The organism is Pseudomonas sp. V98_8 (assembly GCF_029967975.1).
Taxonomy (GTDB): Bacteria; Pseudomonadota; Gammaproteobacteria; order Pseudomonadales; family Pseudomonadaceae; genus Aquipseudomonas; species Aquipseudomonas umsongensis.
In genome coordinates this window covers 1-24,881 of record NZ_JASCAE010000081.1, presented here as the reverse complement: position 1 = coordinate 24,881, position 24,881 = coordinate 1, and the positions used below count along the sequence as shown (strand labels likewise).

The 24,881-nt window shown below is 61.1% G+C and carries 23 protein-coding genes; 11 read left to right on the top strand and 12 right to left on the bottom strand.

Annotated elements, in window-relative coordinates; genetic code table 11:
* The first annotated feature begins 119 nt into the window (after positions 1 to 119).
* On the top strand, positions 120 to 320 hold the full coding sequence (locus QLG10_RS24485; RefSeq protein WP_110750864.1) for a YbdD/YjiX family protein: 201 nt from the start codon (positions 120 to 122) through the stop codon (positions 318 to 320).
* 721 nt (positions 321 to 1,041) lie between these two features.
* Here QLG10_RS24485 and QLG10_RS24480 read toward each other — a convergent pair.
* A complete protein-coding gene (locus tag QLG10_RS24480) occupies positions 1,042 to 1,314 on the bottom strand; it encodes a hypothetical protein (RefSeq protein ID WP_248678945.1) in 273 nt (90 codons plus the stop codon).
* A gap of 318 nt (positions 1,315 to 1,632) precedes the next feature.
* On the opposite strand from QLG10_RS24480, the gene nirB reads away from it, so the two are divergent.
* From nirB to QLG10_RS24465, 3 genes are read left to right on the top strand one after another with little or no spacing between them, the layout of a single operon-like run.
* Positions 1,633 to 4,194 carry a nitrite reductase large subunit NirB gene (gene nirB, locus QLG10_RS24475; RefSeq protein WP_282488189.1) on the top strand — a complete coding sequence of 854 codons (2,562 nt, stop codon included), beginning with the start codon at positions 1,633 to 1,635 and terminating at the stop codon, positions 4,192 to 4,194.
* Positions 4,194 to 4,568 carry a nitrite reductase small subunit NirD gene (gene nirD / locus QLG10_RS24470; protein ID WP_020796362.1) on the top strand — a complete coding sequence of 125 codons (375 nt, stop codon included), beginning with the start codon at positions 4,194 to 4,196 and terminating at the stop codon, positions 4,566 to 4,568. Before nirB ends, nirD begins: the two co-directional genes overlap by 1 nt.
* Positions 4,569 to 4,599: 31 nt before the next feature.
* Positions 4,600 to 5,040 carry a CBS domain-containing protein gene (locus QLG10_RS24465; RefSeq protein WP_083349299.1) on the top strand — a complete coding sequence of 147 codons (441 nt, stop codon included), beginning with the start codon at positions 4,600 to 4,602 and terminating at the stop codon, positions 5,038 to 5,040.
* Between the two features lie 88 nt (positions 5,041 to 5,128).
* Here QLG10_RS24465 and QLG10_RS24460 read toward each other — a convergent pair whose 3' ends face one another.
* Complete coding sequence (locus tag QLG10_RS24460; RefSeq protein WP_282488187.1) at positions 5,129 to 5,611, bottom strand: nuclear transport factor 2 family protein; 483 nt, start codon at positions 5,609 to 5,611, stop codon at positions 5,129 to 5,131.
* Between the two features lie 118 nt (positions 5,612 to 5,729).
* Between QLG10_RS24460 and QLG10_RS24455 the strand changes: the two genes are divergently transcribed.
* Together QLG10_RS24455 and QLG10_RS24450 are read left to right on the top strand one after the other, a co-directional pair.
* Entirely contained in the window at positions 5,730 to 6,404 is a 675-nt protein-coding gene (locus QLG10_RS24455) for a DUF2238 domain-containing protein (protein WP_110750862.1), read from the top strand.
* Positions 6,405 to 6,503: 99 nt separating this feature from the next.
* Positions 6,504 to 8,117, top strand: a complete 1,614-nt coding sequence (locus QLG10_RS24450; RefSeq protein WP_282488186.1) for a methyl-accepting chemotaxis protein — start codon at positions 6,504 to 6,506, stop codon at positions 8,115 to 8,117.
* A 134-nt stretch (positions 8,118 to 8,251) separates the two neighbouring features.
* On the opposite strand, the gene ilvD is transcribed toward QLG10_RS24450, so the two are convergent.
* Positions 8,252 to 9,934 carry a dihydroxy-acid dehydratase gene (ilvD, locus tag QLG10_RS24445; protein WP_248678940.1) on the bottom strand — a complete coding sequence of 561 codons (1,683 nt, stop codon included), beginning with the start codon at positions 9,932 to 9,934 and terminating at the stop codon, positions 8,252 to 8,254.
* A 376-nt stretch (positions 9,935 to 10,310) separates the two neighbouring features.
* On the opposite strand from ilvD, the gene mqo reads away from it, so the two are divergent.
* Positions 10,311 to 11,954: a malate dehydrogenase (quinone) gene (mqo, locus tag QLG10_RS24440; protein ID WP_188265452.1), complete on the top strand. Its 1,644-nt coding sequence runs from the start codon at positions 10,311 to 10,313 to the stop codon at positions 11,952 to 11,954.
* A gap of 443 nt (positions 11,955 to 12,397) precedes the next feature.
* On the opposite strand, the gene QLG10_RS24435 is transcribed toward mqo, so the two are convergent.
* Positions 12,398 to 12,850 carry a hypothetical protein gene (locus tag QLG10_RS24435; RefSeq protein ID WP_282488185.1) on the bottom strand — a complete coding sequence of 151 codons (453 nt, stop codon included), beginning with the start codon at positions 12,848 to 12,850 and terminating at the stop codon, positions 12,398 to 12,400.
* Positions 12,851 to 13,019: 169 nt separating this feature from the next.
* Between QLG10_RS24435 and QLG10_RS24430 the strand changes: the two genes are divergently transcribed.
* The gene (locus tag QLG10_RS24430; protein WP_110750580.1) at positions 13,020 to 14,429 is read left to right on the top strand and encodes a DUF2252 domain-containing protein; all 1,410 of its coding nucleotides are present in this window, start codon (positions 13,020 to 13,022) and stop codon (positions 14,427 to 14,429) included.
* A 16-nt stretch (positions 14,430 to 14,445) separates the two neighbouring features.
* Here QLG10_RS24430 and QLG10_RS24425 read toward each other — a convergent pair whose 3' ends face one another.
* The 4 genes from QLG10_RS24425 to QLG10_RS24410 all read right to left on the bottom strand — a co-directional run bounded on the left by QLG10_RS24425 (position 14,446) and on the right by QLG10_RS24410 (position 18,639).
* Positions 14,446 to 14,940 carry a PaaI family thioesterase gene (locus tag QLG10_RS24425; protein ID WP_110750578.1) on the bottom strand — a complete coding sequence of 165 codons (495 nt, stop codon included), beginning with the start codon at positions 14,938 to 14,940 and terminating at the stop codon, positions 14,446 to 14,448.
* A gap of 138 nt (positions 14,941 to 15,078) precedes the next feature.
* Complete coding sequence (locus QLG10_RS24420; RefSeq protein WP_282488184.1) at positions 15,079 to 16,257, bottom strand: PLP-dependent aspartate aminotransferase family protein; 1,179 nt, start codon at positions 16,255 to 16,257, stop codon at positions 15,079 to 15,081.
* The gene (locus QLG10_RS24415; protein WP_282488183.1) at positions 16,254 to 17,630 is read right to left on the bottom strand and encodes a pyridoxal-phosphate dependent enzyme; all 1,377 of its coding nucleotides are present in this window, start codon (positions 17,628 to 17,630) and stop codon (positions 16,254 to 16,256) included. Before QLG10_RS24415 ends, QLG10_RS24420 begins: the two co-directional genes overlap by 4 nt.
* A 346-nt stretch (positions 17,631 to 17,976) precedes the next feature.
* Positions 17,977 to 18,639, bottom strand: coding sequence for a glutathione S-transferase family protein (locus QLG10_RS24410; RefSeq protein ID WP_110750571.1), 663 nt, complete (start codon positions 18,637 to 18,639; stop codon positions 17,977 to 17,979).
* A 361-nt stretch (positions 18,640 to 19,000) separates the two neighbouring features.
* Between QLG10_RS24410 and QLG10_RS24405 the strand changes: the two genes are divergently transcribed.
* Complete coding sequence (locus QLG10_RS24405; RefSeq protein WP_282488182.1) at positions 19,001 to 20,101, top strand: polyamine ABC transporter substrate-binding protein; 1,101 nt, start codon at positions 19,001 to 19,003, stop codon at positions 20,099 to 20,101.
* A 111-nt stretch (positions 20,102 to 20,212) separates the two neighbouring features.
* On the opposite strand, the gene QLG10_RS24400 is transcribed toward QLG10_RS24405, so the two are convergent.
* The 4 genes from QLG10_RS24400 to QLG10_RS24385 form a co-directional block, all read right to left on the bottom strand.
* On the bottom strand, positions 20,213 to 20,668 hold the full coding sequence (locus QLG10_RS24400) for a MarR family transcriptional regulator (protein ID WP_110750567.1): 456 nt from the start codon (positions 20,666 to 20,668) through the stop codon (positions 20,213 to 20,215).
* 140 nt (positions 20,669 to 20,808) lie between these two features.
* Positions 20,809 to 21,261, bottom strand: coding sequence for an Ohr family peroxiredoxin (locus QLG10_RS24395; RefSeq protein WP_110750565.1), 453 nt, complete (start codon positions 21,259 to 21,261; stop codon positions 20,809 to 20,811).
* A 65-nt stretch (positions 21,262 to 21,326) separates the two neighbouring features.
* Positions 21,327 to 21,779 (bottom strand): Ohr family peroxiredoxin, encoded by a 453-nt coding sequence (locus QLG10_RS24390; protein ID WP_033044024.1) that lies wholly within the window; start codon positions 21,777 to 21,779, stop codon positions 21,327 to 21,329.
* 238 nt (positions 21,780 to 22,017) lie between these two features.
* Positions 22,018 to 22,473 carry a glycine zipper 2TM domain-containing protein gene (locus QLG10_RS24385; protein ID WP_282488181.1) on the bottom strand — a complete coding sequence of 152 codons (456 nt, stop codon included), beginning with the start codon at positions 22,471 to 22,473 and terminating at the stop codon, positions 22,018 to 22,020.
* Positions 22,474 to 22,692: 219 nt separating this feature from the next.
* Between QLG10_RS24385 and QLG10_RS24380 the strand changes: the two genes are divergently transcribed.
* Both QLG10_RS24380 and QLG10_RS24375 read left to right on the top strand, forming a co-directional pair.
* Positions 22,693 to 23,913 (top strand): helix-turn-helix domain-containing protein, encoded by a 1,221-nt coding sequence (locus QLG10_RS24380; protein WP_282488180.1) that lies wholly within the window; start codon positions 22,693 to 22,695, stop codon positions 23,911 to 23,913.
* A 35-nt stretch (positions 23,914 to 23,948) separates the two neighbouring features.
* Entirely contained in the window at positions 23,949 to 24,578 is a 630-nt protein-coding gene (locus QLG10_RS24375) for a PQQ-binding-like beta-propeller repeat protein (RefSeq protein WP_110750559.1), read from the top strand.
* The last annotated feature ends 303 nt before the right edge of the window (positions 24,579 to 24,881 follow it).

The following is a 24,881-nucleotide window of genomic DNA, read 5'->3' as shown; positions in this document are numbered from 1 at the left end:
GCGCCAAAAGGTCGCGGGGGCTTGGATACATGAACATACAAATGTCCTGGGAGCGGACATATTGCAGATACATGAGTGGGTTTGAATCGGGCTGTCCAAATCTTTTTGAGAGCAGTGCCATGTTCCGAAAACTGCAGCAAGCCGCCGGTTTCCTTAGCCAGAGCGCGCGTTTGATGGTGGGCGTTCCCGATTACGATAACTATGTCGCGCAAATGGCGATCAATCATCCGGGCGAGCCGGTGATGAGCTACGAGGCGTTTTTCCGTGAGCGTCAGGACGCGCGTTTTGGGCGTGGGAAATGTAATACGCGGTGTTGCTGACGCTTTACTGTGGGAGCTGGCTCGCCGGCGATGGCGGCCTTATAGCCGACCAATCGCTCGCGGATGTACCCGATCTACTGTAGGAGCCGGCTTGCTGGCGATGTCGGCATGACAGCCGACAATTTTCTAGCGGCTGTACGCGATCTACTGTGGGAGCGAGCCTGCTCGCGAAGGCGGCCTGACAGCCGACCTATTGTTTGTTGACGGAGTACATATCCATTCCTGCGGTAACGGCGGCTTATGGTTTCGCTCTTACAGCGAGTCACTTGGAAGAGCCCCAAGTAACCAAGGGCTCTTGCCCCTGGCGTTCGGTGCCTCGCTAGGGCTCGGCATGCCCTCGCTCCGGTCCTGCTCCGTGGGTCGCCGCGATGGGCCATCCATGGCCCAGCGCGGCTAAACCGGCATCCTTGCCGGTTTACCCACTGCGCAGAACCTCCACTCAGCCTCTCGAGGGGGCAAGAAAATCAAAAGCCAAATCAAAAGCAACAGCCAAAGCGAGGCGGCCTGACAGCCGACCTGATGGCAGGTCTGTCCGCATTCCCCTGTGGGAGCGAGTCTGCTCGCGATGAACGTCCAGACATCGCGTTCATTCAGACAGGGCGCGTTATCGTTGACGTCCATCGCGAGCATGCTCGCTCCTACATAAGGGCGAAACCATAAGTGGCCGTTACCGCAGCAATGGATATGTACTCCAACAACATCGCCCACAGGCTTCGACGCATCATGGATCAACGTTGGTAGAAGCGCCGATGGCAATCGTCACAGGTTGACGGACAGGCTCATGGCGTGAGGGGGTAAGAAAATCAAAAGCCAAAGAAACGACGAGGCGGCCGCTGGGCACCTGACACCCCTCGGCGCTCTCAGGTTCATCGCGAGCATGCTCGCTCCTACAGGTTTTGCGCACTTTTAAAGCGCGGTGACCGAAAGCGTGCACCAGTGCGAAGCGGGTTGCCGATGCATTTTTCTCTGCGAAATTTACCACTGGCAGCACCATTCATTTCACCACAAACCCGCCAATCTGGCGGCCAGCAAGGACTAAACACTCACGTCTGCACCACCATGATGTCTTCTTGCGTTCGGCTGGCACAAACCCTGCATTAACCCCATCAAGCCCCTCTGAAAAAGATGGGCAGCCCTCTCGGTCAACGACGATCGACTGGCCGCACAGGTCGTGGGCAACATCGGTGGATCAGGCATGGCCGTCTGGTTTTCAACACCGCAAAAGAACAGGCAAAGACGCCTGGAACCGCAAGGTTTCAGGCGTTTTTTTTTGCTTTTTTTCACCGTGATGGGCTTAGGGCAGGTGTCGTTTATGAATTCCAATGTAGCCACTTTGAACAAACAGCAAACGCTGGTCGTGATCGGCAATGGCATGGTCGGGCATCATTGTGTCGAGCAGTTGATCGAACGTGGCGCCCTTGACCGCTATCGGCTGCATGTTTTCAGCGAAGAACCAATGCGTGCCTATGACCGCGTGCATCTGTCCGAGTACTTTTCCGGTCGCGACGCCGAGTCGCTGGCACTCAGTGACGCGGCGCTGTACGAGACCCAAGGCGTCACGTTGCACCTGGGGGTACCGGTGCTGGAAATCGACCGCGCCCGGCGCCAGGTGATCACCGCTCAAGGTTGCGTGGCCTACGACAAGCTGGTCCTGGCCACCGGCTCCTATCCGTTCGTGCCGCCGATCGAAGGCGCCGAAGGCGATTCGCGCCTGGTCTATCGCACCCTGGAAGACCTCGATGCCATTCGTGCCGCGGCGGCCAATGCCCGGCGCGGTGTGGTGGTCGGCGGTGGCTTGCTGGGCCTTGAAGCCGCCAACGCCCTGAAAAGCCTGGGGCTCGAAGCGCACGTGGTGGAATTTGCCCCGCGCCTGATGCCGGTGCAACTGGATGATCTGGGTGGCCTGGCGCTCAAGGCGCAGATCGAGCGCCTTGGCGTCGGCGTGCACCTGTCCCGCGCCACGCAATCGATCAGCGCCGGCGAGCAGTACCGCTACCGGATGAACTTCGCCAACGACGAATTCCTCGAAACCGACCTGATCGTGTTCTCCGCCGGTATCCGCGCCCAGGATGCGCTGGCCCGGCAATGTGCGCTGGAGATCGGCCCGCGCGGTGGCGTGGTGATCGATGACACCTGCCTGAGCTGTGACCCGAACATCTACGCCATCGGTGAATGCGCGTCCTGGAACGGCAGCCTGTTCGGCCTGGTCGCGCCGGGTTACCAGATGGCCCGCAGTGTCGCCGCGCGCCTGTGTGACGATGCCGCCGAGCCGTTCCAGGGTGCCGACATGTCGACCAAGCTCAAGCTGCTGGGCGTCGACGTTGGCTCCATCGGCGACGCCCACGCCAATACGCCTGGCGCGCGCAGCTATCAGTTCATCGACGAAACCACGGCCAGCTATCGCCGCCTGGTGGTGGATGCCAGCGGCAAACACGTGCTCGGTGCAGTGCTGATCGGCGACAACAGCTATTACGACACGCTGTTGCAATACATGCAGAACGCGATCGCCTTGCCGGCCGAACCCGCCGCGTTGATCCTGCCGTCGTCCGAAGGTGCACCAACCCTGGGGCCTGGCGCCTTGCCGGAAACGGCCACGGTTTGCTCGTGCCACAACGTGACCAAGGGCGCCATCTGCTCGGCCATCGACGGCGGTTGCACCGACCTTGGCCTGCTCAAGTCGCAGACCAAGGCCTGCACCGGCTGCGGCGGTTGCGCCGGGTTGCTCAAGCAAGTCTTCGAACATGAGCTGATTGCCCGTGGGGTCAGCGTCGACAAGAGCCTGTGCGAACACTTCGCCTACACCCGCCAGGAGCTGTATGCGCTGGTGCGGGTAGAAGGGGTGATCAGCTTCGAAGAATTGCTGGCCAAGCATGGCCGTGGCCACACCGGTTGCGATGTGTGCAAGCCGGCGGTGGGCTCGATCCTGGCGTCGTGCTGGAACCAGCCGATCATGGACCCGTCGCTGGTGCCGCTGCAGGACACCAACGACACCTTCATGGCCAACATGCAGAAGAACGGCACCTATTCGGTCGTGCCGCGCATTCCCGGTGGCGAGATCACCGCCGACAAGCTGATTGCCATAGGCGTCGTAGCGAAGAAATACGACCTCTACACCAAGATCACTGGCGGCCAGCGCATCGACCTGTTCGGCGCCCAGTTGCACCAGTTGCCGGACATCTGGGGCGAACTGATTGAAGCGGGCTTCGAAACCGGCCACGCCTACGGCAAGTCGACCCGCACGGTGAAATCCTGTGTCGGCAGCACCTGGTGCCGCTATGGCGTGCAGGATAGCGTGCAAATGGCCCTGACCATTGAGGATCGCTACAAGGGCCTGCGTTCGCCGCACAAGCTCAAGTTCGCGGTGTCCGGTTGCACCCGTGAGTGCGCCGAGGCGCAAAGCAAGGACGTCGGCGTGATCGCCACCGAGAAGGGGTGGAACCTCTACATCGCCGGCAACGGCGGCATGCGCCCGCGCCATGCCGAGCTGTTCGCCACCGACCTCGATGACGCGACCCTGATCCGCTACATCGACCGCTTCCTGATGTTCTACATCCGTACCGCCGACAAGCTGCAGCGCACCTCGGTCTGGCGCGAAAGCCTGGAAGGCGGCCTGGATTACCTCAAGGACGTGATCATCCACGACAGCCTGGGCCTGGGCGCCGAGCTCGAGTCGCAGATGCAACTGGTGGTCAATCGCTACGAATGCGAGTGGGCCAATGCCCTCAAGGACCCGGAAAAGCTCAAGCGCTTCCGGACCTTCGTCAACGATAAACGCCCGGATCCGGACATCCACTTTGTCCAGGAGCGCGGCCAGCGCCGGCCGATCATGGCGGCTGAACTCAACCTGATCCCTGTTACCGAGGAGAGTGTCTGATGAATCCGTCCAATACCCTACGCGTTGAAGCCCCTGCGTCTGTCGTCTGGCAATCGGTGTGCAGCCAGCAGGACCTGGTCAATGACTCCGGTGTGGTGGTGTGGCTGGACGGTGCCCAGGTGGCGCTGTTCTACCTGCCGGGCATGGAAGGCAAACAACTCTATGCCATCGACAACCACGACCCCCAATCGGGGGCCAATGTCATCGGCCGCGGACTGGTCGGCAGCATCAAGGGCGACCTGGTCGTTGCCTCGCCGATCTACAAGCAGCATTTTCGTCTTGAGGACGGCAGTTGCCTGGAGTACCCGCAACAGCGCTTGCGGGTCTGGCCGGTGCGGTTGAACGAAGGGTTGGTGGAAGTCGGAGTGGCCTGACGTTGCAGGCCATTTACATCAGGAGACGAACATGAAGACAGCCGCACAGTTGCTCAAGCTCAAGGTCGTGGAAAACCAGCAGGTGCACAGCATCGCACCCGACGCCATGGTGTTGGAGGCCGTGCAGAAAATGGCCGAAAAAAACGTGGGCGCATTGCCGGTGATCGAAAAGGGCCAGGTCGTCGGGGTGATCAGCGAGCGTGACTATGCGCGCAAGGTGGTGCTACTGGGGCGTTCGTCAGTGGGCACGCCGGTCCGGGCGATCATGAGCTCGCCGGTGGTCACGGCCGACAGCCAACAGAGCATCGAGCATTGCATGGCGGTCATGACTGACAGCCATTTGCGGCATCTGCCGGTGGTGGAAAACGGCGAGCTGATCGGTTTGCTGTCGATCGGCGATCTGGTCAAGCAAGCCATTGTCGAACAGGCCGACTTGATTCGACAGTTCGAGCATTACATTCGCGGGCACTGAAACCAGGGGCGGCACCAGCGCAACACCCAAGGGGACGGATCGGCGGGTAGACGCCCATTCGTCCCCTTTTTCGGGGGTCACCCCCACATCAGAACTTGAACGCCTGTCGTCCTACCAGTAGCCATTTTCCGCTTTGTTTCTGCCAGATCTGGAAGTTCTCGATTTCCGTCGGGACCACCTCGGTGCCCTTGAGAGCCTGGGCCGAAAAGTGGTGGCGAACCAACGCCACATCGCCGGAGACGGTGATGGTCTGGTTCTGCATCTCAAGGGTCTTGAAGGCGCTTTTGCCGGTTTCGATATCGGCGATGAATTGTTGCTTGTCCTGGATTTTGCCGCTGGAATGGCCGTAGCTGAGGTTTTCGGCCGTCAACGCATTCAGCTCGGCAATGTCCTTATGCAGCATTGCCTGGGTCAAGTGATCGACGGCTTTTGCCACGTCCTTGTCCGCGGCCGCCGGGCTGGCTGCGACGTAGCCGCAGAACAGGCACAGAAAACCAATCAGCACCTTTGCTTTTTCATGAGGGTTCCTTGTTGTTATGAGTGATCGGAGCGACCGGGTAATGTTGCTCATCGGTCATCGTACAACCTAGCATGAGTCAAAGGAAAAAAGCGAACTTGCGGCGAGGGTTCCTCTCGAAGTTAAAAGTCCCTATGGATCTTGAATTCACGGGTGTCGAGGAACTCACATGATGCAGCCCAGGGAACATCCGCGATACGAATTGACGCTGTTGATTCTGTTCATGCTGATTGTCATTGCGCTGGGCTATTCCCCACGTAGCCGGGTGGATTGGGCGCTGGAAAACATGCTTGCGCTGCTGCTGGTGGGGGCATTGGTGGTGTTCTATCGCCAGTTTCGCCTGTCGGCGGCCTCCCTTACGCTGGTATTCGTGTTCTTGTGCATTCACGAACTGGGCGCGCATTACACCTATTCCCTGGTGCCCTACGATCGTTGGTGTTCAGCCCTGACCGGCATCAGCTTCGACAAGAGCCTTGGCCTGCACCGTAATCACTACGACCGGCTGGTTCATTTGAGCTACGGGCTGTTGATGGCATGGCCCATCCGCGAAGTGCTGTTGCAGCTGACACCGTTGCGCGGGCGCTGGCTGTTCTTCATGGCCCTGAACATCATTTTGTCGACCTCGGCCGTCTACGAACTGGTGGAATGGATTGGCGGGGCTTACTTGGGTGACGACACGGCAAAAGCCTTTGTCGGCGCGCAAAACGACCCCTGGGATTCTCAAAAGGACATGGCGCTCGCCGTCGCTGGCGCATGGGTGAGTTTGCTGTTGGTTTCACTGCGACATACGGCAGAAAAAGCCGCTTTACCTACCGCATGTCGTAAAAACAGAAATCAGTGGGGATAGCCTTCAATTCGCGCAGCGACCCGTCGATAACCTCTTGAGACGCCATTCGCGATGGCCGTTTGGACCATCGACATACGTGCCAGAAAGAGGAACCACAGAGTGTCCATAAAACTGCGTTTGCTGCTGCTGATAGGGACGGGGTTGCTCACCGCGTTGATCATGGGCCTGGTCGGTTACCTGGGGACTGCCCGGATGGCGGATGCGGTGCAGGAAAACGAGGTTGGCATGACCGTGCTGCGCAACCACATGGAAGCCGACATGATGCACGACGCGCTACGTGCCGACGTGTTGTCCGCGATGTTGGTCGGGCTGGGTAAAAGTACCAGCAGCAAGGCCGAAGTACGCACGTCCATCGAAGAGCACGCGGCACACTTTCGCGAAGTGCTCGGCGACAACCTGAACCTGGCGGTCAACGCCACCCTCAAAGACGCGTTGAACAAGATCAAGCCCAGCCTCGACACCTACATCGCCGCGGCCGAGCGCATTGTTGGCATGGCCCTGGAAAACCCCGAGGCCGCGCAAAAAGAACTCGGCTCCTTCAACAGCGTGTTCAGCCAACTGGAAGACCAGATGGCCGCCGTCAGCGAGCTGATCGAAAGCAACACCCAAAAGACCAGTGCCGGGACCCGTCAAGCGCTCGGCAGCGCCAACCTGGCCCTCGGCACCGTGCTTTTCGCCAGCCTGTTGTTGCTGCTCGTCCAGGGACGCTGGGTGATCCTGAGCATCATGAACCCCTTGCAAACGGCCAGCCGCATCGCCGAACGCATCGCCCATGGCAACCTGAGCGAGACGATTGCAGTACCCGAGCGCAAGGACGAAGCCAGCACCCTGATCCGCAGCCTGGCGACCATGCAGCGTGATCTGCGCGCCATGATCGAGGTGGTGCGCAGCAATGCCCATGGCGTCAGTGGCATGAGCACGCGACTGAGCAATGGTTGTCATGAAGTAGCCGGCAGCAGCCAGCAACAGAGCGCCGCCGCCAGCACCATGGCCGCCGCCGCCAGCGAAATGACCGCGAGCATCGAGGAAATCACCCGGCACGCCGAGCGCGCGCTGGACATGGCCAACCAGGCCGAGGCGCTGGCCAAGGATGGTGGGCGGGTGATCCATCAGGTGGTCAGCGACATGGACGGCATCGCCCGTTCGGCGCAGCAGTCGGCACAGGTGATCCGCACCCTGGACAAGGAATCCGAAGGGATTTTCAGCATCATCCAGGTGATCAAGGGCATCGCCGACCAGACCAACCTGTTGGCGCTCAACGCCGCCATCGAAGCCGCCCGCGCCGGGGAGCAGGGCCGTGGTTTTGCCGTGGTGGCCGATGAAGTGCGCAGCCTAGCGGGCCGCACCAGCGCTTCGACCCAGGAAATCGCCGCCATGGTCTCGCGCATCCAGCAAAACACCCGAGAAGCGGTGATCAGCATGGAGGAGGGCGTGACCCAGGTCGACAAGGGCATGGCCGTGACCGCCGACGTCGAGCGTGCCATCCGCGAGATCCTCGAGGCCACCCTCAACACCACGCAACTGGTCAACGACATCAGTCGCACCATCGGCGAGCAGAGCCTGGCCAGCAATGAAATCGCCCATCAGGTGGAGATGATTGCCGGGATGTCCGAGGGCAACAGCAAGGTTATTGGGCAGACTGCCTTGACGACGGATGAGTTGTCTTCGCTGGCGGGGCAACTGTCGCAGTCGGTGGATCGCTTCCGCCTTTGATACATCCTTTCATTTTGTACTGCCTTCAAGGGCCCCTTCGCGAGCAAGCCCGCTCCCACATTTGGAATGCATTTCAAATGTGGGAGCGGGCTTGCTCGCGAAAGCAGTCGATCAGACAACACAAAACCGAATTTTTAAAGATACTTATCCGTCACCGCCCCCTCCGAAGCACTGGACACCGTCTTCGCATACTTGGCCAACACCCCGCGCTTGTACTTCGATTCCGGCCGTACCCAGCGGCTCTTGCGCTCGGCCAGTTCGGCGTCGGACACAGCGACCGTGATCTGCCGGGTCTCAGCGTCAATGGTGATCCGGTCGCCATCTTCGACCAGCGCTATCGGCCCGCCTTCAAACGCCTCCGGTGTGATATGCCCCACCACGAAGCCATGGGAGCCACCGGAAAAACGGCCGTCGGTGATCAACGCGACATCCTTGCCCAAACCCTTGCCCATCACCGCCGATGTCGGCGAGAGCATTTCGCGCATGCCCGGTCCGCCCTTGGGCCCTTCGTAGCGAATCACGATCACATCGCCCGCCTGCACTTCGCCGTTGAGGATGCCGGCCAGGGCGCCTTCCTCGCCGTGGTAGACCCTGGCCGTGCCTTCGAAGCGCAGGCCTTCCTTGCCGGTGATCTTGGCCACGGCCCCGGTGGGCGCGAGGTTGCCGTGCAGGATCACCAGGTGCGAGTCCTTCTTGATCGGCTGATCGAAGGGCAGGATCACGTCCTGGCCAGCGGGGTAGTCGGGCACGTTTTCGAGGTTTTCCGCCAGGGTCTTGCCGGTCACGGTCATCACATCGCCGTGCAGCATGCCAGCGGCGAGCATGCGCTTCATCAAGGGCTGGATGCCCCCAATGGCCACCAGCTCGCTCATCATGTATTTGCCACTGGGGCGCAGGTCGGCCACCACCGGTGAAATCTTGCCCAGCTCGACGAAGTCGTCCAGGGTCAGCTCGACATCCACGGCATTGGCCATGGCCAACAGATGCAGCACGGCATTGGTCGAGCCGGCGAGGGCGATCACCACGCGGATGGCGTTTTCAAAGGCCTTGCGGGTCATGATGTCCCGGGGTTTGAGGTCCAGCTTGAGCAATTCCATCACCTGCTGGCCGGCGCGGAAACTGTCCGAGGCCTTGTCGCTGCCAACGGCGTCCTGGGAGCTCGAACCGGGCAGGCTCATGCCCAGCGCCTCGATGGCCGAGGCCATGGTGTTGGCGGTGTACATGCCACCACAGGAGCCGGGGCCGGGAATGGCCACTTCCTCGATCTGCTTGACCTGGATCTCGCTGATGTCACCGCGCGCGTGCTGGCCCACGGCTTCGAACACGGAAATGATGTCGGTGTGGCCGGCGCCGGGGCGGATGGTGCCGCCATAGACGAAGATCGAAGGTCGGTTGAGCCGCGCCATGCCGATCAGGCAGCCTGGCATGTTCTTGTCGCAACCCCCCACGGTCACCAGCCCATCGAAGCCTTCGCAGCCGACCACCACCTCGATGGAATCGGCGATCACCTCGCGGGACACCAGTGAATATTTCATGCCTTCGGTGCCGTTGGCGATGCCGTCGGAAATGGTGATGGTGTTGAAAATCACGCCCTTGGCGCCCGCGGCATTCGCGCCTTTTTCCGCTTCGATCGCGAGTTTGTCGATGTGCATGTTGCACGGCGTGACCATCGCCCAGGTGGAGGCGATGCCGATCTGTGGTTTCTTGAAGTCTTCGTCGGTAAAACCCACGGCACGCAGCATGGCGCGGGCGGGGGCAGCCTCCACGCCGTCGATTACCTGGGAGGAATGTTTGCGCAGATCGTCTTTATCGCTCATGGCTCTTGCCCACCTGCTCGATTGAAGACCAGTGAGTATAGTCGCCCATCCACGGCATCCATCACGCGCGGGCTGGGCTTGTCGTGATATTCTTCGCAACAACTTGGTTTGATCTATTCAGTTTTCCTGTCCTTGAGGCGGGCGAGCAGAATCACTGTCGCTCAAGTAGCTGAAGCCAAAAAAGATAAAAAGTCAGTTCAGTAGGGACATATAACTGGGGTCGATGCAGTCCATCGGCCTTGTGTGCCCACCTTCCAGCCGTCATGTGCAGCCGTTATGTACGAGAACCCGCGGCAGACTTGCCTGAATGCCGTGAGACAAGCGGCTTGCGATCGCGGTTGGAAGGGTGGATGGCGTTTTATCATAGGTGCTACAGATGTTTAAGAAAGTGAACACGGCCCTGCTGGGGCTGGCCTTGTCGTTGGGGATGACGACAGCCCAGGCCGAAGATGCCAAGAAAGTCGACGTGCTGTTGATCGGCGGCGGCATCATGAGCGCAACCCTCGGTGTGTGGCTCAATGAGCTGGAACCCGGCACCTCGATGGAAATGATCGAGCGCCTCGACGGTGTCGCCCAGGAAAGCTCCAACGGCTGGAACAACGCCGGTACCGGTCACTCTGCCCTGGCCGAGTTGAACTACACCCCGGAAGACGAGAAAGGCAACGTCTCGATTCCCAAGGCCGTTGAAATCAACGAAGCGTTCCAGATCTCCCGTCAGTTCTGGGCCTGGCAGGTCCAGCAAGGCGTGCTGAAGAACCCGCGTTCGTTCATCAACTCCACACCGCACATGAGCTTCGTGTGGGGCGATGACAACATCAAGTTCCTGAAAAAGCGCTACGAAGCCCTGCAGGCAAGCCCGCTGTTCGCCGGCATGCAGTACTCCGAAGACCCGGCCGTGATCAAGAAGTGGGTCCCGCTGATGATGGAAGGGCGTGACCCGAACCAGAAAATCGCGGCCACCTGGTCTCCGATCGGTACCGACGTGAACTTTGGCGAAATCACCCGCCAGTTCGTTGCACACCTGCAAACCACGCCGAAATTCGACCTGAAACTGTCCAGCGAAGTGCAGGACATCAGCAAGAACGCCGACGGCAGCTGGCGCGTCAGCTACAAAAACCTGAAAGACGGCAGCAAATCCGAAACCGACGCCAAGTTCGTGTTCATCGGCGCTGGTGGCGGTGCCCTGCACCTGCTGCAGAAGTCCGGCATTCCTGAAGCCAAGGAATACGCAGGCTTCCCGGTGGGCGGCTCGTTCCTGGTGACCGAGAACCCGACCATTGCCGAACAACACCTGGCCAAGGCCTACGGCAAGGCTTCGGTTGGCGCACCGCCGATGTCGGTTCCGCACCTGGACACCCGCGTGCTGGATGGCAAGCGCGTGATCCTGTTTGGCCCATTCGCGACCTTCAGCACCAAGTTCCTGAAGGAAGGTTCGTACCTGGACCTGCTGACCACCACCACCACGCATAACGTGTGGCCAATGACCAAGGTCGGCATCAAGGAATACCCGCTGGTCGAGTACCTTGCCGGTCAACTGATGCTGTCGGACGAAGACCGCCTCAACGCCCTGAAGGAATACTTCCCGAACGCCAAGGCCGAGGACTGGCGCCTGTGGCAAGCCGGCCAGCGCGTGCAGATCATCAAGCGTGACGAAGCTGCCGGTGGCGTACTGAAACTGGGCACCGAAATCGTCGCCTCGCAAGACGGCACCATCGCCGGCCTGCTGGGCGCGTCCCCGGGCGCTTCCACTGCCGCACCGATCATGCTGACCGTGCTGCAGAAAGTGTTCAAGGACAAGGTCGCGACCCCGGCCTGGCAGGAAAAACTGCATCAAATCGTGCCGAGCTACGGCACCCAGCTCAACGCCAATCCGCAAAAGGTTGCCGAGGAATGGGCCTACACCGCCAAGGTGCTGGAACTGACTCCACCACCTGCGATCGGCCAGGCTGTGGCTCCGGCTGTCGAGGCTGAAAAAGCCAAGGCACCGAAAGAGAATGCTGCGGCGGACATGGCGCTTTAACTGAGCGCTTGATCAAAAAGCCCACTGAGCCAGGGATGGCCAGTGGGCTTTTTTGTAACCCCTGCAACAAATCCCCGTACCTGTAGGAGCGAGCATGCTCGCGATGAACCTGAGAGCACCGCGGGGTGCCAGGCTTCCCGCGTAATCGTTGACGACCATCGTCGGAACGCCGCCCGGAGCATGCTCGCTCCTACAGGTTCATTGGCTCCATCTGTTTCATCTGATCCGTATTTTTCAGCGCTTTCTGACGCTGTAATGCAATCAGTTCGAGCCCCACAATGACGGCAAGTTGCGCAGCGGTAGCCGCGGTGCACCGCACTTTCGAAATGTTGGAGGCTCTATGGGCAAGATGGCGATTTTCCTCGGTGGTTTTCTGGTGTTGACCATTCTGATTGGCGTGCTGGCAACGATTTCGCCGGTCTGAGGCCAGAGGCTACGCGTGCCTAGGTCGCCGGACCTTGTTGCTTGATGTTCCCACAGAAAATATCGACGTTGCCGTCTGTCGCTGCGGTTCGCACGACGATGTGATAGTCACCGGACAGCAAGACAGGCAGGGCCACAGGCACGCTTCTGGAAAACGACCAGCCGCGAATCGGCTGGCGTTCGGTGTTGACCTTGTCATTCATGGCGTACGCGACGGGGCCGGGTTGATGGCAGCTGCCCTTGTTGATGAAGCTGTAGAGACGCAGGGGCAGGGCGGCACCGCTTGGTACACCACTGATGAAGAAACTCAGCCCGGTTTGTTGGTCCCACTCGGACAACGTGACATTGCCGATCTGACCGGTGTTCTGCCGAGTAGGATCCAGGGTGACCGACACACTCTGCCTGGATGAGGTGGCGCAGCCGAGCAGGCTGGCGCAAATCAACAGCGCCGCCAGTGAATGTCTGAGCTTCATGGCCAAACTCCTGTGTTGAAAAACGGCAAGTGGAGATTAGCGGGTATCGCTCATTTTTCGAGCGCTGAGTGGCTGTCGATTTTGCCGCAATCGATGCGCACAGATGTGAAACCGGTTCTAGACTTTGACCGTCAGCCATCTGTCGAGAATCGCTGGCCAAGGAGTGATCATGCCTCCCCGCAAAAACAAGCCCGCCAAAGCCAAAAAAAATACCGCGGTCATTGAAGAACCGGTGTTTCGCTCGCGCAAGGAACGCCTGCACGCGGGTGAACGATTAAGCCAGAACCTGCCCCATGCGCTGCACGCCGAGTGGAAACCGCCACGCAAGCATCGCGATCCGATCGAGCTGCTGGAAGCGTCCAACCGTTATCGGCTGGCCAACCTGATACCGGTGCGCTACGGGCGCATGTTGCGCAGCCCGTTTGCTTTTTTGCGTGGCTCAGCGGGCTTGATGGCGTACGACCTGGCCAAGACCCCCACCACGGGGATCGAGGTGCAAGCCTGTGGCGATTGCCACCTGTTGAACTTTGGCTTGTTCGCCACCCCCGAACGCAACCTTATTTTTGACATCAATGATTTTGACGAAACGCTTCCCGCGCCTTGGGAATGGGACGTGAAACGCCTGGCGATCAGTTTTGTAGTGGCGGCCCGCGATAACCGGATCAGCGATAAGGTGGCACGGGGCATCGCCATGGAGTGCGTACGTGTTTACCGTGAGCGCTTGCGTAAACTGTCGAAGTTGAGCCCGCTGGAGGTCTGGTATGAGCGCCTGGATGCCCAGACGATCATCGACACCGCGCCCACGGCCGAGATCCGGAAGTTTCGCGAACAAGTGATGGCCAGGGCCAGGGTGCGGGTCGGCGAGTATCTTTATCCAAAAATCAGCAACGAAGTGGCAGGGCGCCGACGGCTGATCGATCAGCCCCCGATCCTTTATCATGTGGATGAACCGGACTTCATGCAGCGAGCCCGTGCAGCGCTGCAGGCTTATCGATTGTCGCTACCCCATGAACGGCGTGTGTTGTTCGATCGATATCGCCTCGAAGACATTGCCGTCAAGGCGGTCGGGATCGGCAGCGTGGGTACCTACTGTTTCGTCGGCCTGTTCTTCAGCGCAGAAAACCAGCCGTTGCTCCTGCAATTCAAGGAAGCCTGCCCTTCCGTGCTGGCGCCTTACGCCGGCAAGAGCGAGTTCGAAAACCAGGGGCAGCGCGTCGTCACCGGGCAGCGACTGATGCAGTCCTCCAGCGATATTTTTCTGGGCTGGACCCGTGGCCAGAAAGGTCGTGATTTCTTTGTACGCCAGATGCGCGACATGAAAATGTCGGCCCCGATTGAAGGCATCACGCCAGCGCGCTTGAAGCGGTATGCCCAATGGTGCGGCCAGACGCTTGCCAGGGCCCACGCCAAGTCCGGGGACGCAGCGCTCATCAGCGGCTATCTGGGCAAATCGGATAGTTTCGACCAGGCCATCGGCAAATTTGCCGTGACCTATGCCGATCAGAATGCCAAGGACTATGCCGCGCTGCTGGCTGCGTACAAGTCCGGGCGGATCACCGCGCTCATGGAAGAAGAGTGACCGGCGACTGGGGCAACTACCGCCCGTGCGCGGTGTCTGCCAGTTGCGCGGTATCGACCCGTACGAAAATGGAGTCGCCCACTGCCGTCAGCACATCGCCGGCGAAGACTTCGCAGATGACCCGTGTCTTGCGTCCTACTTCACCTTCCACTCGCGCCCGCAGGGTCAGCGGGATACCCATGGGTGTCGGCTTGATGAACTTGATGCCGAGGTTGCCGGTGACGCAACTGATGCGCGGCAAGCTTGCGGCATCGCGGTTTTCCGCGCGGTAGTGATAAGCCATGACCGCCCAGTTGGAGTGGCAGTCGACCAACATGGCGATCAGTCCGCCGTAGACCAGGTCCGGCCAGCCGCAGTATTTGGCATCGGGTACGTGCTCGGCCATGACATGCACGCCGTCCTCATGCCAGTAGCTCTTGATGTGCAGCCCGTGGGGGTTGCTGCTGCCGCAGCCGTAGCAAACGCCATCGGGCGCGGCGGCGTCTTGCAGGGAGGTATCGTGGTTGGACATGTGTCGATGTTCCGAAATATTCAAATTATTGTCTGTAGGAGCCAGGCTTGCCGGCGAACCGGACGCCGCGGTGTATCTGTCGCACCGCGTTATCGTTCTTCGCCGGCAAGCCTGGCTCCTACAGGGGGTTGTGTAACCCTAAATCCGGGCTAGCGCCTGCGCCAAGTCTGCACGCAAGTCTTCGATATCCTCAACCCCCACGGACAACCGCACCAGCGCATCGCCAATGCCCAACTGCGCGCGGGTTTCCACCGGGATGGTGGCGTGGGTCATGATCGCCGGGTGTTCGATCAGGCTTTCCACGCCGCCCAGGCTTTCGGCCAGGGCGAAGATATGCACGCTTTCCAGGAAACGCCGGGAGCCGGCCAGGTCAGTGTTCAAGTCGACAGAGATCATCCCGCCGTAGCCGCGCATCTGCTGCCGCGCCAGCTCATGCTGCGGGTGCGAGGGCAGGCCGGGGTAATAGACCCGGGCGACTTGCGGTTGACGTTCCAGCCATTGCGCCAGATCCAGCGCATTGCTGCAGTGGCGCTCCATGCGCAACGCCAGGGTCTTGACCCCGCGCAGGGTGAGGAAGGCGTCGAACGGTCCGGCGATGGCGCCTACCGCGTTCTGCAGGAAACCCAGGCGCTCGGCCAGTTCGGCGTTTTGCCCGACCACGGCGATGCCGCCAATGACGTCGGAGTGGCCATTGAGATACTTGGTGGTCGAATGCAGCACGACGTCGAAGCCCAGTTCCAGGGGGCGTTGTATCCACGGGCTGGCAAAGGTGTTGTCCGCCACGCAGATGATGCCGCGGTCGCGGCAGGTGCGGGCGATGGCGGCAAGGTCAGTGAGGCGCAGCAGTGGATTGCTCGGCGTCTCGACCATGACCATGCGTGTGTCGTCCTGCAAGGCGGCCTCGAAGGCGGCGAGGTCGGTCAGGTCGACAAAGCTGAAGTGATGTCCGGCACTGCGCTGGCGCACCTTGTCGAACAGGCGGAAGGTGCCGCCGTACAGGTCATTTCCGGAGACGATGTGCGAGCCGGCGTCGAGCAGTTCCAGCACCGTGGAAATGGTCGCCAGGCCCGAGGCGAATGCAAAGCCCCGGGTGCCGCCTTCGAGATCGGCGACGCAGCGTTCCAGCGCCCAGCGCGTCGGATTGTGTGAACGTCCGTAGTCCAGCCCCTTGTGCACGCCAGGGCTCTGCTGCAGGTAGGTGGAGTTGGCGTAGATCGGCGGCATCAGCGCGCCGGTCGACGGGTCCGGCGCTTGCCCTGCATGGATCACGCGGGTGGCGAAGCCCCGTGGCGGGGCATTTTCATCGTGCTGACTCATGGCAGGGATCTCCGCAGGTGATTGAGCATGTCGGTTCGGGTGATCAGGCCGTGGAAACCTGAGGCATCCTGGATGATCGCCACCAGTCCTCGGCCCAGTTCCGCCTCCAGATCCGCCAGTGAGGCGTCGGGGGCCAGGGTTTGCAATTTGTCGGTCATGGCGCTGGAGACGGTCTTGCGAAAGTGCGTAGCGTCTTCATGCACGCCCAGCAGGATGTCCGACTCGTCGATTACACCGACCAGTTGCTTGCCGCTCACCAGCACCGGCAGTTGCGACACATCCGCCAGGCGCATGCGCTGGAACGCGGTGAGCAGGGTGTCGTCGGGGCCGACGCTGATCACCCGGCCGTCCTCGAAGCGCCGCGCGATCAGGTCGCGCAGGTCGCCGTACTGCTTGCTTTTCAGCAGCCCTTGATCGTTCATCCACTGGTCGTTATAGACCTTCGACAAGTAACGCGTACCGGTGTCGCAGACGAAGCTGACCACCCGTTTCGGTTGGGTTTGCTCGCGGCAGTAGCGCAATGCGGCCGCCAACAGGGTGCCGGTCGACGAACCGCCGAGAATGCCCTCGGCGCGCAGCAACTGGCGGGCATGATCGAAGCTTTCCTCGTCGCTGATCGAGTAGGCGTGGCGCACGCTGGACAGGTCTGCAATCGACGGAATGAAGTCTTCGCCGATGCCTTCGACGGCCCAGGAGCCCGGTGTGCCGAGGGTGCCGCTGCGGCTGTATTCGGCCATCACCGAGCCGACCGGGTCGGCCAGGACCATTTCCAGTTCCGGTTGCACACGGTTGAAGAACCGGGTCAGCCCGGTCAGCGTGCCGGCCGAACCCACGCCGACCACGATGGCATCGACATCATGCTGGGTTTGCGCCCAGATCTCCGGTGCGGTGCTGCACTCATGGGCCAGTGGGTTGGCCGGGTTGTTGAACTGGTCGGCGAAGAAGGCGTCGGGGATTTCGCTGGCCAGGCGCCCGGCAACGTCCTGGTAGTACTCCGGATGGCCCTTGCCGACATCGGAACGGGTGATATGCACCTCGGCGCCCATGGCCTTGAGGTGCAGGACCTTCTCGGTGGACATCTTGTCCGGTACCACCAGCACCACCCGATAACCCTTGGCGCGGCCGACCAGTGCCAGGCCCAGGCCAGTGTTGCCGGCCGTGGCTTCGACGATGGTGCCACCGGGTCGCAGGCGGCCGTCGCGTTCGGCGGCATCGATCATGGCAAGGCCGATGCGGTCCTTGATCGAACCGCCGGGGTTCTGGGATTCGAGCTTGAGAAACAGCGTGCACGGGCCGGTATCGAAACGGCTGACGCGCACCAGGGGCGTATTGCCGATCAGTTCGAGTACGGCGGGGCGGGAGTCTTGGGGCATGTCGTCACCTCGTTGCGCTAGCACCATGGATGGACAAGAAGACGGCGGCGAATCATCGCACCGGTCTTGAAATTGTTGTGTCTGGACCATAGGCCGGGATCGCCAGACTCGCAACCGTGCGGGTGAAAGTGTCCTTCGGGATGTATTTAAGAACTGGGTAGAGCCCTGTAGGAGCGAGCACGCTCGCGAAAAACCTGAGAGCACTGCGGGGTGTCAGGCTCCCCGCGTCATCGTTGACCTCCATCGCGAGCATGCTCGCTCCTACCAGTGCGAAGCCGTTACCGCAGGAATGGATATACACCCACGTAGCGGGCCAATCGAGCCCTGCGGTGTGCGCATGAGGTTGTTAGCGAAAGCGTTGGGGTATGGCTTCGGCAAACGGATAGAAAGCGAACCAGGGCCTGGCTTCGTCGATGACGCGTTGGAATGAGGGCCGTTGTACCAGCCTGTCGAAATACCCGCTCAGGTGCTGGCAATCGACGGGGAAGGGCACCAGGGTACTGGCATAGAACAGGGCCGGGGCCGCCGCGCAATCGGCCAGGCTGAAGTCCGGGCTGGCCACCCAGGTTCGCGAGGCCAGCTGGCGCTCGAGCATGCCGTAGGCCGTGGTGAGCATGGCCCGTTCCCGGCTCAGGTCGCCGTTCGTCGCGCGAATGCGATCGGCGACTATCTGTTGCAACGGTCCCTGCACGTACTGGTCGAAAAACCGATCCCACAGGCGTACTTGCAAGGCAGTTTCCCAATCACCGGGCAGCAGGCAGCGCCCACCTGCATGGAAGCGGTCCAGGTATTCGATGATGACACTCGATTCCGCCAGCCCCTGCGGGTACGTGTGATCGCGGATGACCGGGAACTTGCACAGGGGCCATAACGCCTCGAGCTCCGCGCGGTCTGCTGCACTGGAAAGATCGATGACTCGCCGCTGGAAATCGATGTCGTACTCGTAGAGTGCGATCAGCACTTTGTGGCAGAACGACGAAAGCGGGTGGTAATAGAGGGTCAGCGGCATCGGTCAACTCCTCGGGCGGGAAGGCGCCCCATGGGGTGATTGCTGTGACAGGCAGATTAAGTCGCAGGCACGGTGTTCGCCAGCCCTGCGGGTTTGCGCCGTATTCCAGGCTGTCGAAAACGTTGCGCATAGCGACCGTGGGCTATGCTCCCGGACACCGATAATGGCCATTACGATCTCCTTTTGGCCAACCCCGCGCTGTGAACCTGCCGGGCTGTCGGCAAGAATCGAAACCGGTGGCTGATGCGCAAGAGCCTCCCATCGATAACTATGAACCCGATCTTCCTTGCCTTGGCTGTTTTGCCGGGCGCTGCCGTGTACAGCACATAAAAACCATCGAGCTGACTTGGGGAATTGATCCATGGACACAATCAAACGCCTATTGGGTGCCACCGTTTGCGGCCTGACGCTGCTGGCCAGTGCCGTACATGCCGAGCAGCGTGAATTGCGGGTGTACAACTGGGCGGACTATATCCTGCCGTCCGTGCCCAAGGACTTCGCCGAGAAAACCGGGATCAAGGTCACCTGGGACACCTTCGACACCAACGAATCCCTGGAGGCCAAGCTGCTGACCGGCAACAGCGGCTATGACCTGGTGGTGCCGTCGAATCAGTTCATCGAAACCCAGATCAAGGCCGGTGTGTTCCAGAAACTGGACAAGACCAAGCTGCCCAACTGGAAACACCAGGACCCGGCGCTGCTCAAGTTGCTGGACAAGAACGACCCTGGCAATCAGTACGGCGTGCCTTACATGTACGGCACCGTGTTGATCGGCTTCAACCCGGCGAAGGTCAAGGCCGCCCTGGGCGAGAATGCACCGGTGGACAGTTGGGACCTGGTGTTCAAGCCCGAGAATATGGAAAAACTCAAGGCCTGTGGTGTCGCCATGCTCGACTCGCCCTCCGAGATTCTGCCGCTGGCCCTGCATTACCTGGGGCTGGACCCCAACAGCCAGAACCCCGAGGACTACGAAAAGGCCAAGGCGCTGATGCTGAAGATTCGCCCTTATGTCACCTACTTCAACTCGGCCAAGTACATGACCGATATCGCCAACGGTGACATTTGCGTGGCCATCGGCTACTCCGGCAGCTTCTACCAGTTCGGCAACCGCGCCAAGGAGGCCGACAATGGCGTGGTGGTCGATTGGCGCTTGCCCAAGGAGGGCGCGCCGATCTGGTTCGACACCTTTGCCATTCCCAAGAGCGCGAAGAACGTCGATGAAGCCCACGCGTTTCTCAACACCTTGCTCGACCCGACCGTCATCGCACCGATCAGCGACTTCCTCGGTTACCCGAATGCCAACAAGGACTCGCTGGCGCTGATCAACAAGGAGATCACCGGCAACCCGAACCTGACGCCGACCCCCGAGGCCCTCAAAACCCTGTACGTCGTGCAGCCGTTGCCGCAGAAGCTGGAGCGGGTGCGCACGCGGGTGTGGACGGCCATCAAGTCGGACAAATAACCCTCAATCCTGTAGGCGCGAGCAGGCGCCGGGCGACGATGCACCTGAGAGTGCCCCGTGGTGTCAGATGCCCCGCGTCATCGTTGACCACCATCGCGAGCATGCTCGCTCCTACACGGCTTTGGTGGTGCGGATAAGGTTGTTGCGCAATTTCACGATCGCCTGCTGCATCTGCACGAAATCGTCGGGATCCAGGCCGGTTTGCGGAAAGCCGTCTTCCGTCAGCTCTGTGCGCAACTGGCGACCGGCGTCGGTCAGACTGATTCGTACCTGGCGTTCGTCTTCCGGGTCGCGCTGACGCAGCAGGTAACCCATCGCTTCGAGCTTTTTCAGGATCGGGGTGAGGGTGTTGGATTCCAGGAACAGTTTTTCCCCGAGGCTGCCGACGGTCTGGTTGTCCTGCTCCCACAGCGCAACGAGGGTGATGTATTGCGTATAGGTCAGGCCGAGTCGTTCCAGCATCGGCTTGTAGGCCTTGCCGAAAGCGAGGTTGGTGGAATAGACCGCAAAACACAGGAAATCGGAAAGCTTGAGGTCCAGGGCGGACGTCTTGTCGGTGGTTTTCATGGGTGCTCTCTTTGGGCAGGCTGCGACGCTGGAATTATACGTCGTATGCGATGGTGTCGGAAGTGCTCTAAACCTCCGGGTCCCGCCCCCCAAGCGGCCGGTTACCGGGGATAACCCTGGCGAACCGGCCGTGCGGTGCATCACGCGGTCTGGACGTTGATGCTCACGTCGATGTTGCCGCGGGTGGCCTTGGAGTACGGGCAGATCGCATCGGCGTTGTGCGCCAGTTCGGTCGCGACTTCATGTGACAGGCCTGGCACCCGCAGGGTCAGTCGGGCCTGGAGAAAGTAGGCTGCACCGGTCTGGCCCAGGTCGACTTCGATGTCCACGGCCGTGTCGGCGGGCAATGTCACCTTCGCCTGTTGGGCGGCCAGGCCCACCGCAGCGATGTAGCAGGCCGACCATGCTCCGGCGAAGAGTTGCTCGGCCTTGGGGTGCGGTTGTACGCCGGTGAACACATGTGCCGGTGTGACGCTGCCAGGGGACGACAATTCGATGTCGAGGTTGCCGTTATGGCCGCGCGAGGTGGTGCCGGTGCTGCTCAGGGTGGTGTGGGTCTTGCCGGTGGCCAGGACTTTTTCGATCTTGCTCATGATGAGTTCCTCAAGTTTACTGTAGGTATAGTATTCGCATGCGCTAGAATCGCATGCGATATTAATTATGCGGTAATGACGTTCAGGGCAACGTCGATATTGCCGCGCGTGGCCTTGGAATAGGGGCAGATGGAGTCGGCGATATGCGCCAGTTCCGTTGCAACGTCCTGTGCCAGCCCCGGCACGCGCAGGGTCAGTCGGGCCTGGAGGAAGTACGCTGGACCCGTCTGGCCAAGGTCCACTTCGATGTCGACCGCCAGATCCGCCGGCAGCGCGATGTTGCGCTCTGCGGCCACCAGGCCGACGGCCGCGGTGTAGCAGGCCGACCAGGCCCCGGCGAACAATTGCTCGGCTTTCGGGTGCGGCTGGGTGGCGGCGAACACATGGGCTGGCTGGGCAGAGCCTGGGGTCGACAGTTCGATGTCGAGGTTGCCGTTGTGGCCGCGCAAGGCATTGCCGGCGCTGCTCAGGGTGGTGTGGGTCGTGCCGGTGGCCAGGACTTTTTCGATCTTGCTCATGGGTCAATCCTCAAGGGTGCGGTCAAGTTGAATATAGTGTCGTGTGCGCTTAGATCGCATCCGATGTAAGTAATGTTCTTCCAGATCCCAATCGACGTCAAGCGGTATTTTCATGCCCGGACGACGGACGGTCGAAGCGAATGATGCCCGCCTATTCAGAAAGAAAAATGCCCCGAGCTGTTCAGGCTCGGGGCATCAGCATTGACGCGTGACCATCGATTTCGGGTGCAACAGGTGATCAGCTTTGCGGCACTACCCGGGCTTCGTTGCCGGTGCCTTCGATATAAACACTCTGGCCTTTGCTCAGTGCGGCATTGATCGGCTGGGTCACCGAGACCAGGACGCCGCTCTTGGTACGCACGATAATCTGCTGGGCCTGTTGCGGTTGATCGTATTTTTTCTTCTCGGCGTAGTTGCCACCCGCCGCACCCGCAAGGGCGCCAGCGACCATGGCGACATCTCGCCCGGTGCCCGAACCGATCAGGCTACCGATGCCCACGCCCGCGAGTCCGCCAAGGATGGCGCCGACGCCGCTGTCGTGGTTGGTCTGCATCTGCGTCATGGTGATCTGCTCGATTTTTCCCGAGCGGATTTCCATCTCGCCGGCGCCACCGCTGCCAGCATCGACGGCGGCGCAGGCGCAAAGCACTAGACTTACAAGCGTGATCGTTAACCAGGAAGCGATGTTTTTCATGTTGAACTCCATCATCCGGGGGAAGCGGTTCGTTCAAACGCATCAGTGCGCGTTTGACGAAGGAGACTAGCACAGGGCCCTCGACGCGCTGGCCTGTGGCGGCGGGCCTGGCTGTACTGCCGAGGGCACGCGCGCATCTGCCGGATACGCTCACTGAGGGGTGAGATAGACTCATACGGGGCTTATCACGGCAGGAGTGACACGCGTGGCAGGACTGCAATGGATTCGCTGATCACCGCCGCAGCGCAGGCGTTGGCGGCGGGCGATCCGCTGGGTGCGCTGGACCGGATCGCGCTGCGCGAGGATGCGCCCGCGCTGGCACTGCGCGGTATCGCCATGGCGCAACTGGGGGATTTGGTGCGGGCCAAAGCGCTGGTACGCAGGGCCTCGCGGGCCTTTGGGCCGAAAGAAGTCGTGGCGCGGGCACGCTGCACCGTCGCCGAAGCCGAGATTGCACTGGCGTCGCGGGATCTTGGTTGGCCGGTGAAGGCGCTGGAAGCGGCGCGGGTCACGCTGCAAGCCCACGGCGATCTTATCAATGCAGCCCACGCGCGTTATCTGGGCATCCGTCGCTTGTTGCTGATCGGCCGGCTCGATGAGGCCCATGGGCAACTCGTTGACCTGGACCCGGCGACGTTGCCGCCACCCTTGCGGGCGACCCATGAGCTGGTCGTGGCAGGGATCGCGATGCGCCATCTGAATTCCCAGGCAGCACGGGCCGCGCTCGCCAGGGCCGAACTCGCCGCGCAACTCGCCGGCATTCCCGCGCTGTCTGCAGAAGTCGAAAGTGCATCCTCCATTCTCGACAGCCCCGCCGCGCACCAGCTCGTGCGTGGTGAAGAACGGCCTCTGTTGCTGGACGAGGTGGAAGCGCTGCTCGCCTCGACTTCACTGGTGGTGGACGCTTGCCGCTATGTCGTACGCGGCGCGGGCATGTCGGTTTCCCTGTCCAGGCGTCCGATCCTGTTTTCCCTGGTGCGAACACTCGCTGAGGCCTGGCCGGGCGATGTGCCCAGGGAGACCCTCATCGCCCAGGCCTTTCGGTTGAAGCTCAGTGATGAATCCCATCGAGCCCGGCTGCGGGTTGAAATCGGACGCTTGCGCGCGGCGTTGAAACCCTTGGCGACGGTGATCGCCACCCGACGCGGGTTCACATTGGTTGCTCAGGTTTCACCGGACGTGGTGCTGCTCACGCCACCGGTCGAAGAAAAGTATGCAGCAGTATTCGCCTTGCTTGGCGACGGCGAGTCCTGGTCGAGTTCGGCCCTGGCCCTGGCGTTGGGTAGCAGCCAGCGCGCGGTGCAACGCGCGCTCGAAGCACTGGCAGCCAAGGGCAAGGTGCAGTCGTTCGGACAGGGACGGGCACGGCGCTGGGTGACCCCGCCGGTGCCCGGTTTCGCGACGACCTTGTTACTCCCGGTTCCGCTGCCCGGTGGCTAGGATGATCCCGTCAACCCCTTTGGAGGAACACCGAGATGAAACAGTCAGCCGCCAAAATTGTGCGTGAATATGGCCCCTTTGCCGACGTCGCCGATGTGCACGGCGTCACCTGGGACGGCCGGCAGGTGTGGTTTGCGACCACCGACAAGCTCTACGCCCTGGACCCCGACAGTGGAAGTACGGTGCGCTCCCTCGATGTTGCTGCGCATGCCGGGACCGCCTTCGATGGTAAGCATCTGTTCCAGATTGCCGAGGACCGCATCCAGAAAGTCGATCCTCGCAGCGGAGAAATCCTGGCCACGATCCCGGCACCCGGCGGTGGCAACGATTCGGGGCTGACATGGGCCGAAGGCTCATTGTGGGTCGGTCAGTACCGCGAACGGAAAATCCACCAGATCGACCCCGAGACCGGGACTGTCCTGCGTACCCTGCAATCCAACCGTTTTGTCACGGGGGTGACCTGGGTCGAGGGCGCGCTGTGGCATGGCACCTGGGAAGACGAGGAGAGCGAATTGCGCCGCGTCGACCCGAACACCGGCGAAGTCCTGGAGAGCCTCAGGCTCCCTGATGGCATTGGGGTGTCGGGGCTTGAGTCAGACGGTGGCGAGCGGTTCTTCTGCGGGGGCGGTAGCAGTGGGCGGGTGAGGGTGGTGCAGCGGCCCTGATGGGTTGATTTGGATTGGGTGTATATCCATTGCTGCGGTAACGGCTACCTAGGGTTTCGCACTTACTGTAGGAGCCAGGCTTGCCGGTGAAGGCGTCCTGACAGACGATGATTGTCTTTCAGGTGTGCATATCCATTGCTGCGGTAACGGCCACTTAGGGTTTCGCCCTTACGGCGAGTCACTTGGAAGAGCCCCAAGTAACCAAGGGCTCTTGCCCCTGGCGTTCGGCCCCTCGCTGAGGCTCGGGGTACCCTCGCTCCGGTCCTGCTCCGTGGGTCGCCGCGATGGGCCATCCTTGGCCCA

What these genes read in the sequence shown, in the direction of transcription:
- QLG10_RS24485 (WP_110750864.1), top strand. Translation starts at nt 120, where the DNA reads ATGTTCCGAAAACTGCAGCAAGCCGCCGGTTTCCTTAGCCAGAGCGCG.
- QLG10_RS24480 (WP_248678945.1), bottom strand. Translation starts at nt 1,314, where the DNA reads ATGGTGCTGCCAGTGGTAAATTTCGCAGAGAAAAATGCATCGGCAACC.
- nirB (WP_282488189.1), top strand. Translation starts at nt 1,633, where the DNA reads ATGAATTCCAATGTAGCCACTTTGAACAAACAGCAAACGCTGGTCGTG.
- nirD (WP_020796362.1), top strand. Translation starts at nt 4,194, where the DNA reads ATGAATCCGTCCAATACCCTACGCGTTGAAGCCCCTGCGTCTGTCGTC.
- QLG10_RS24465 (WP_083349299.1), top strand. Translation starts at nt 4,600, where the DNA reads ATGAAGACAGCCGCACAGTTGCTCAAGCTCAAGGTCGTGGAAAACCAG.
- QLG10_RS24460 (WP_282488187.1), bottom strand. Translation starts at nt 5,611, where the DNA reads ATGAGCAACATTACCCGGTCGCTCCGATCACTCATAACAACAAGGAAC.
- QLG10_RS24455 (WP_110750862.1), top strand. Translation starts at nt 5,730, where the DNA reads ATGCAGCCCAGGGAACATCCGCGATACGAATTGACGCTGTTGATTCTG.
- ilvD (WP_248678940.1), bottom strand. Translation starts at nt 9,934, where the DNA reads ATGAGCGATAAAGACGATCTGCGCAAACATTCCTCCCAGGTAATCGAC.
- mqo (WP_188265452.1), top strand. Translation starts at nt 10,311, where the DNA reads ATGTTTAAGAAAGTGAACACGGCCCTGCTGGGGCTGGCCTTGTCGTTG.
- QLG10_RS24435 (WP_282488185.1), bottom strand. Translation starts at nt 12,850, where the DNA reads ATGAAGCTCAGACATTCACTGGCGGCGCTGTTGATTTGCGCCAGCCTG.
- QLG10_RS24430 (WP_110750580.1), top strand. Translation starts at nt 13,020, where the DNA reads ATGCCTCCCCGCAAAAACAAGCCCGCCAAAGCCAAAAAAAATACCGCG.
- QLG10_RS24425 (WP_110750578.1), bottom strand. Translation starts at nt 14,940, where the DNA reads ATGTCCAACCACGATACCTCCCTGCAAGACGCCGCCGCGCCCGATGGC.
- QLG10_RS24420 (WP_282488184.1), bottom strand. Translation starts at nt 16,257, where the DNA reads ATGAGTCAGCACGATGAAAATGCCCCGCCACGGGGCTTCGCCACCCGC.
- QLG10_RS24415 (WP_282488183.1), bottom strand. Translation starts at nt 17,630, where the DNA reads ATGCCCCAAGACTCCCGCCCCGCCGTACTCGAACTGATCGGCAATACG.
- QLG10_RS24410 (WP_110750571.1), bottom strand. Translation starts at nt 18,639, where the DNA reads ATGCCGCTGACCCTCTATTACCACCCGCTTTCGTCGTTCTGCCACAAA.
- QLG10_RS24405 (WP_282488182.1), top strand. Translation starts at nt 19,001, where the DNA reads ATGGACACAATCAAACGCCTATTGGGTGCCACCGTTTGCGGCCTGACG.
- QLG10_RS24400 (WP_110750567.1), bottom strand. Translation starts at nt 20,668, where the DNA reads ATGAAAACCACCGACAAGACGTCCGCCCTGGACCTCAAGCTTTCCGAT.
- QLG10_RS24395 (WP_110750565.1), bottom strand. Translation starts at nt 21,261, where the DNA reads ATGAGCAAGATCGAAAAAGTCCTGGCCACCGGCAAGACCCACACCACC.
- QLG10_RS24390 (WP_033044024.1), bottom strand. Translation starts at nt 21,779, where the DNA reads ATGAGCAAGATCGAAAAAGTCCTGGCCACCGGCACGACCCACACCACC.
- QLG10_RS24385 (WP_282488181.1), bottom strand. Translation starts at nt 22,473, where the DNA reads ATGAAAAACATCGCTTCCTGGTTAACGATCACGCTTGTAAGTCTAGTG.
- QLG10_RS24380 (WP_282488180.1), top strand. Translation starts at nt 22,693, where the DNA reads ATGGATTCGCTGATCACCGCCGCAGCGCAGGCGTTGGCGGCGGGCGAT.
- QLG10_RS24375 (WP_110750559.1), top strand. Translation starts at nt 23,949, where the DNA reads ATGAAACAGTCAGCCGCCAAAATTGTGCGTGAATATGGCCCCTTTGCC.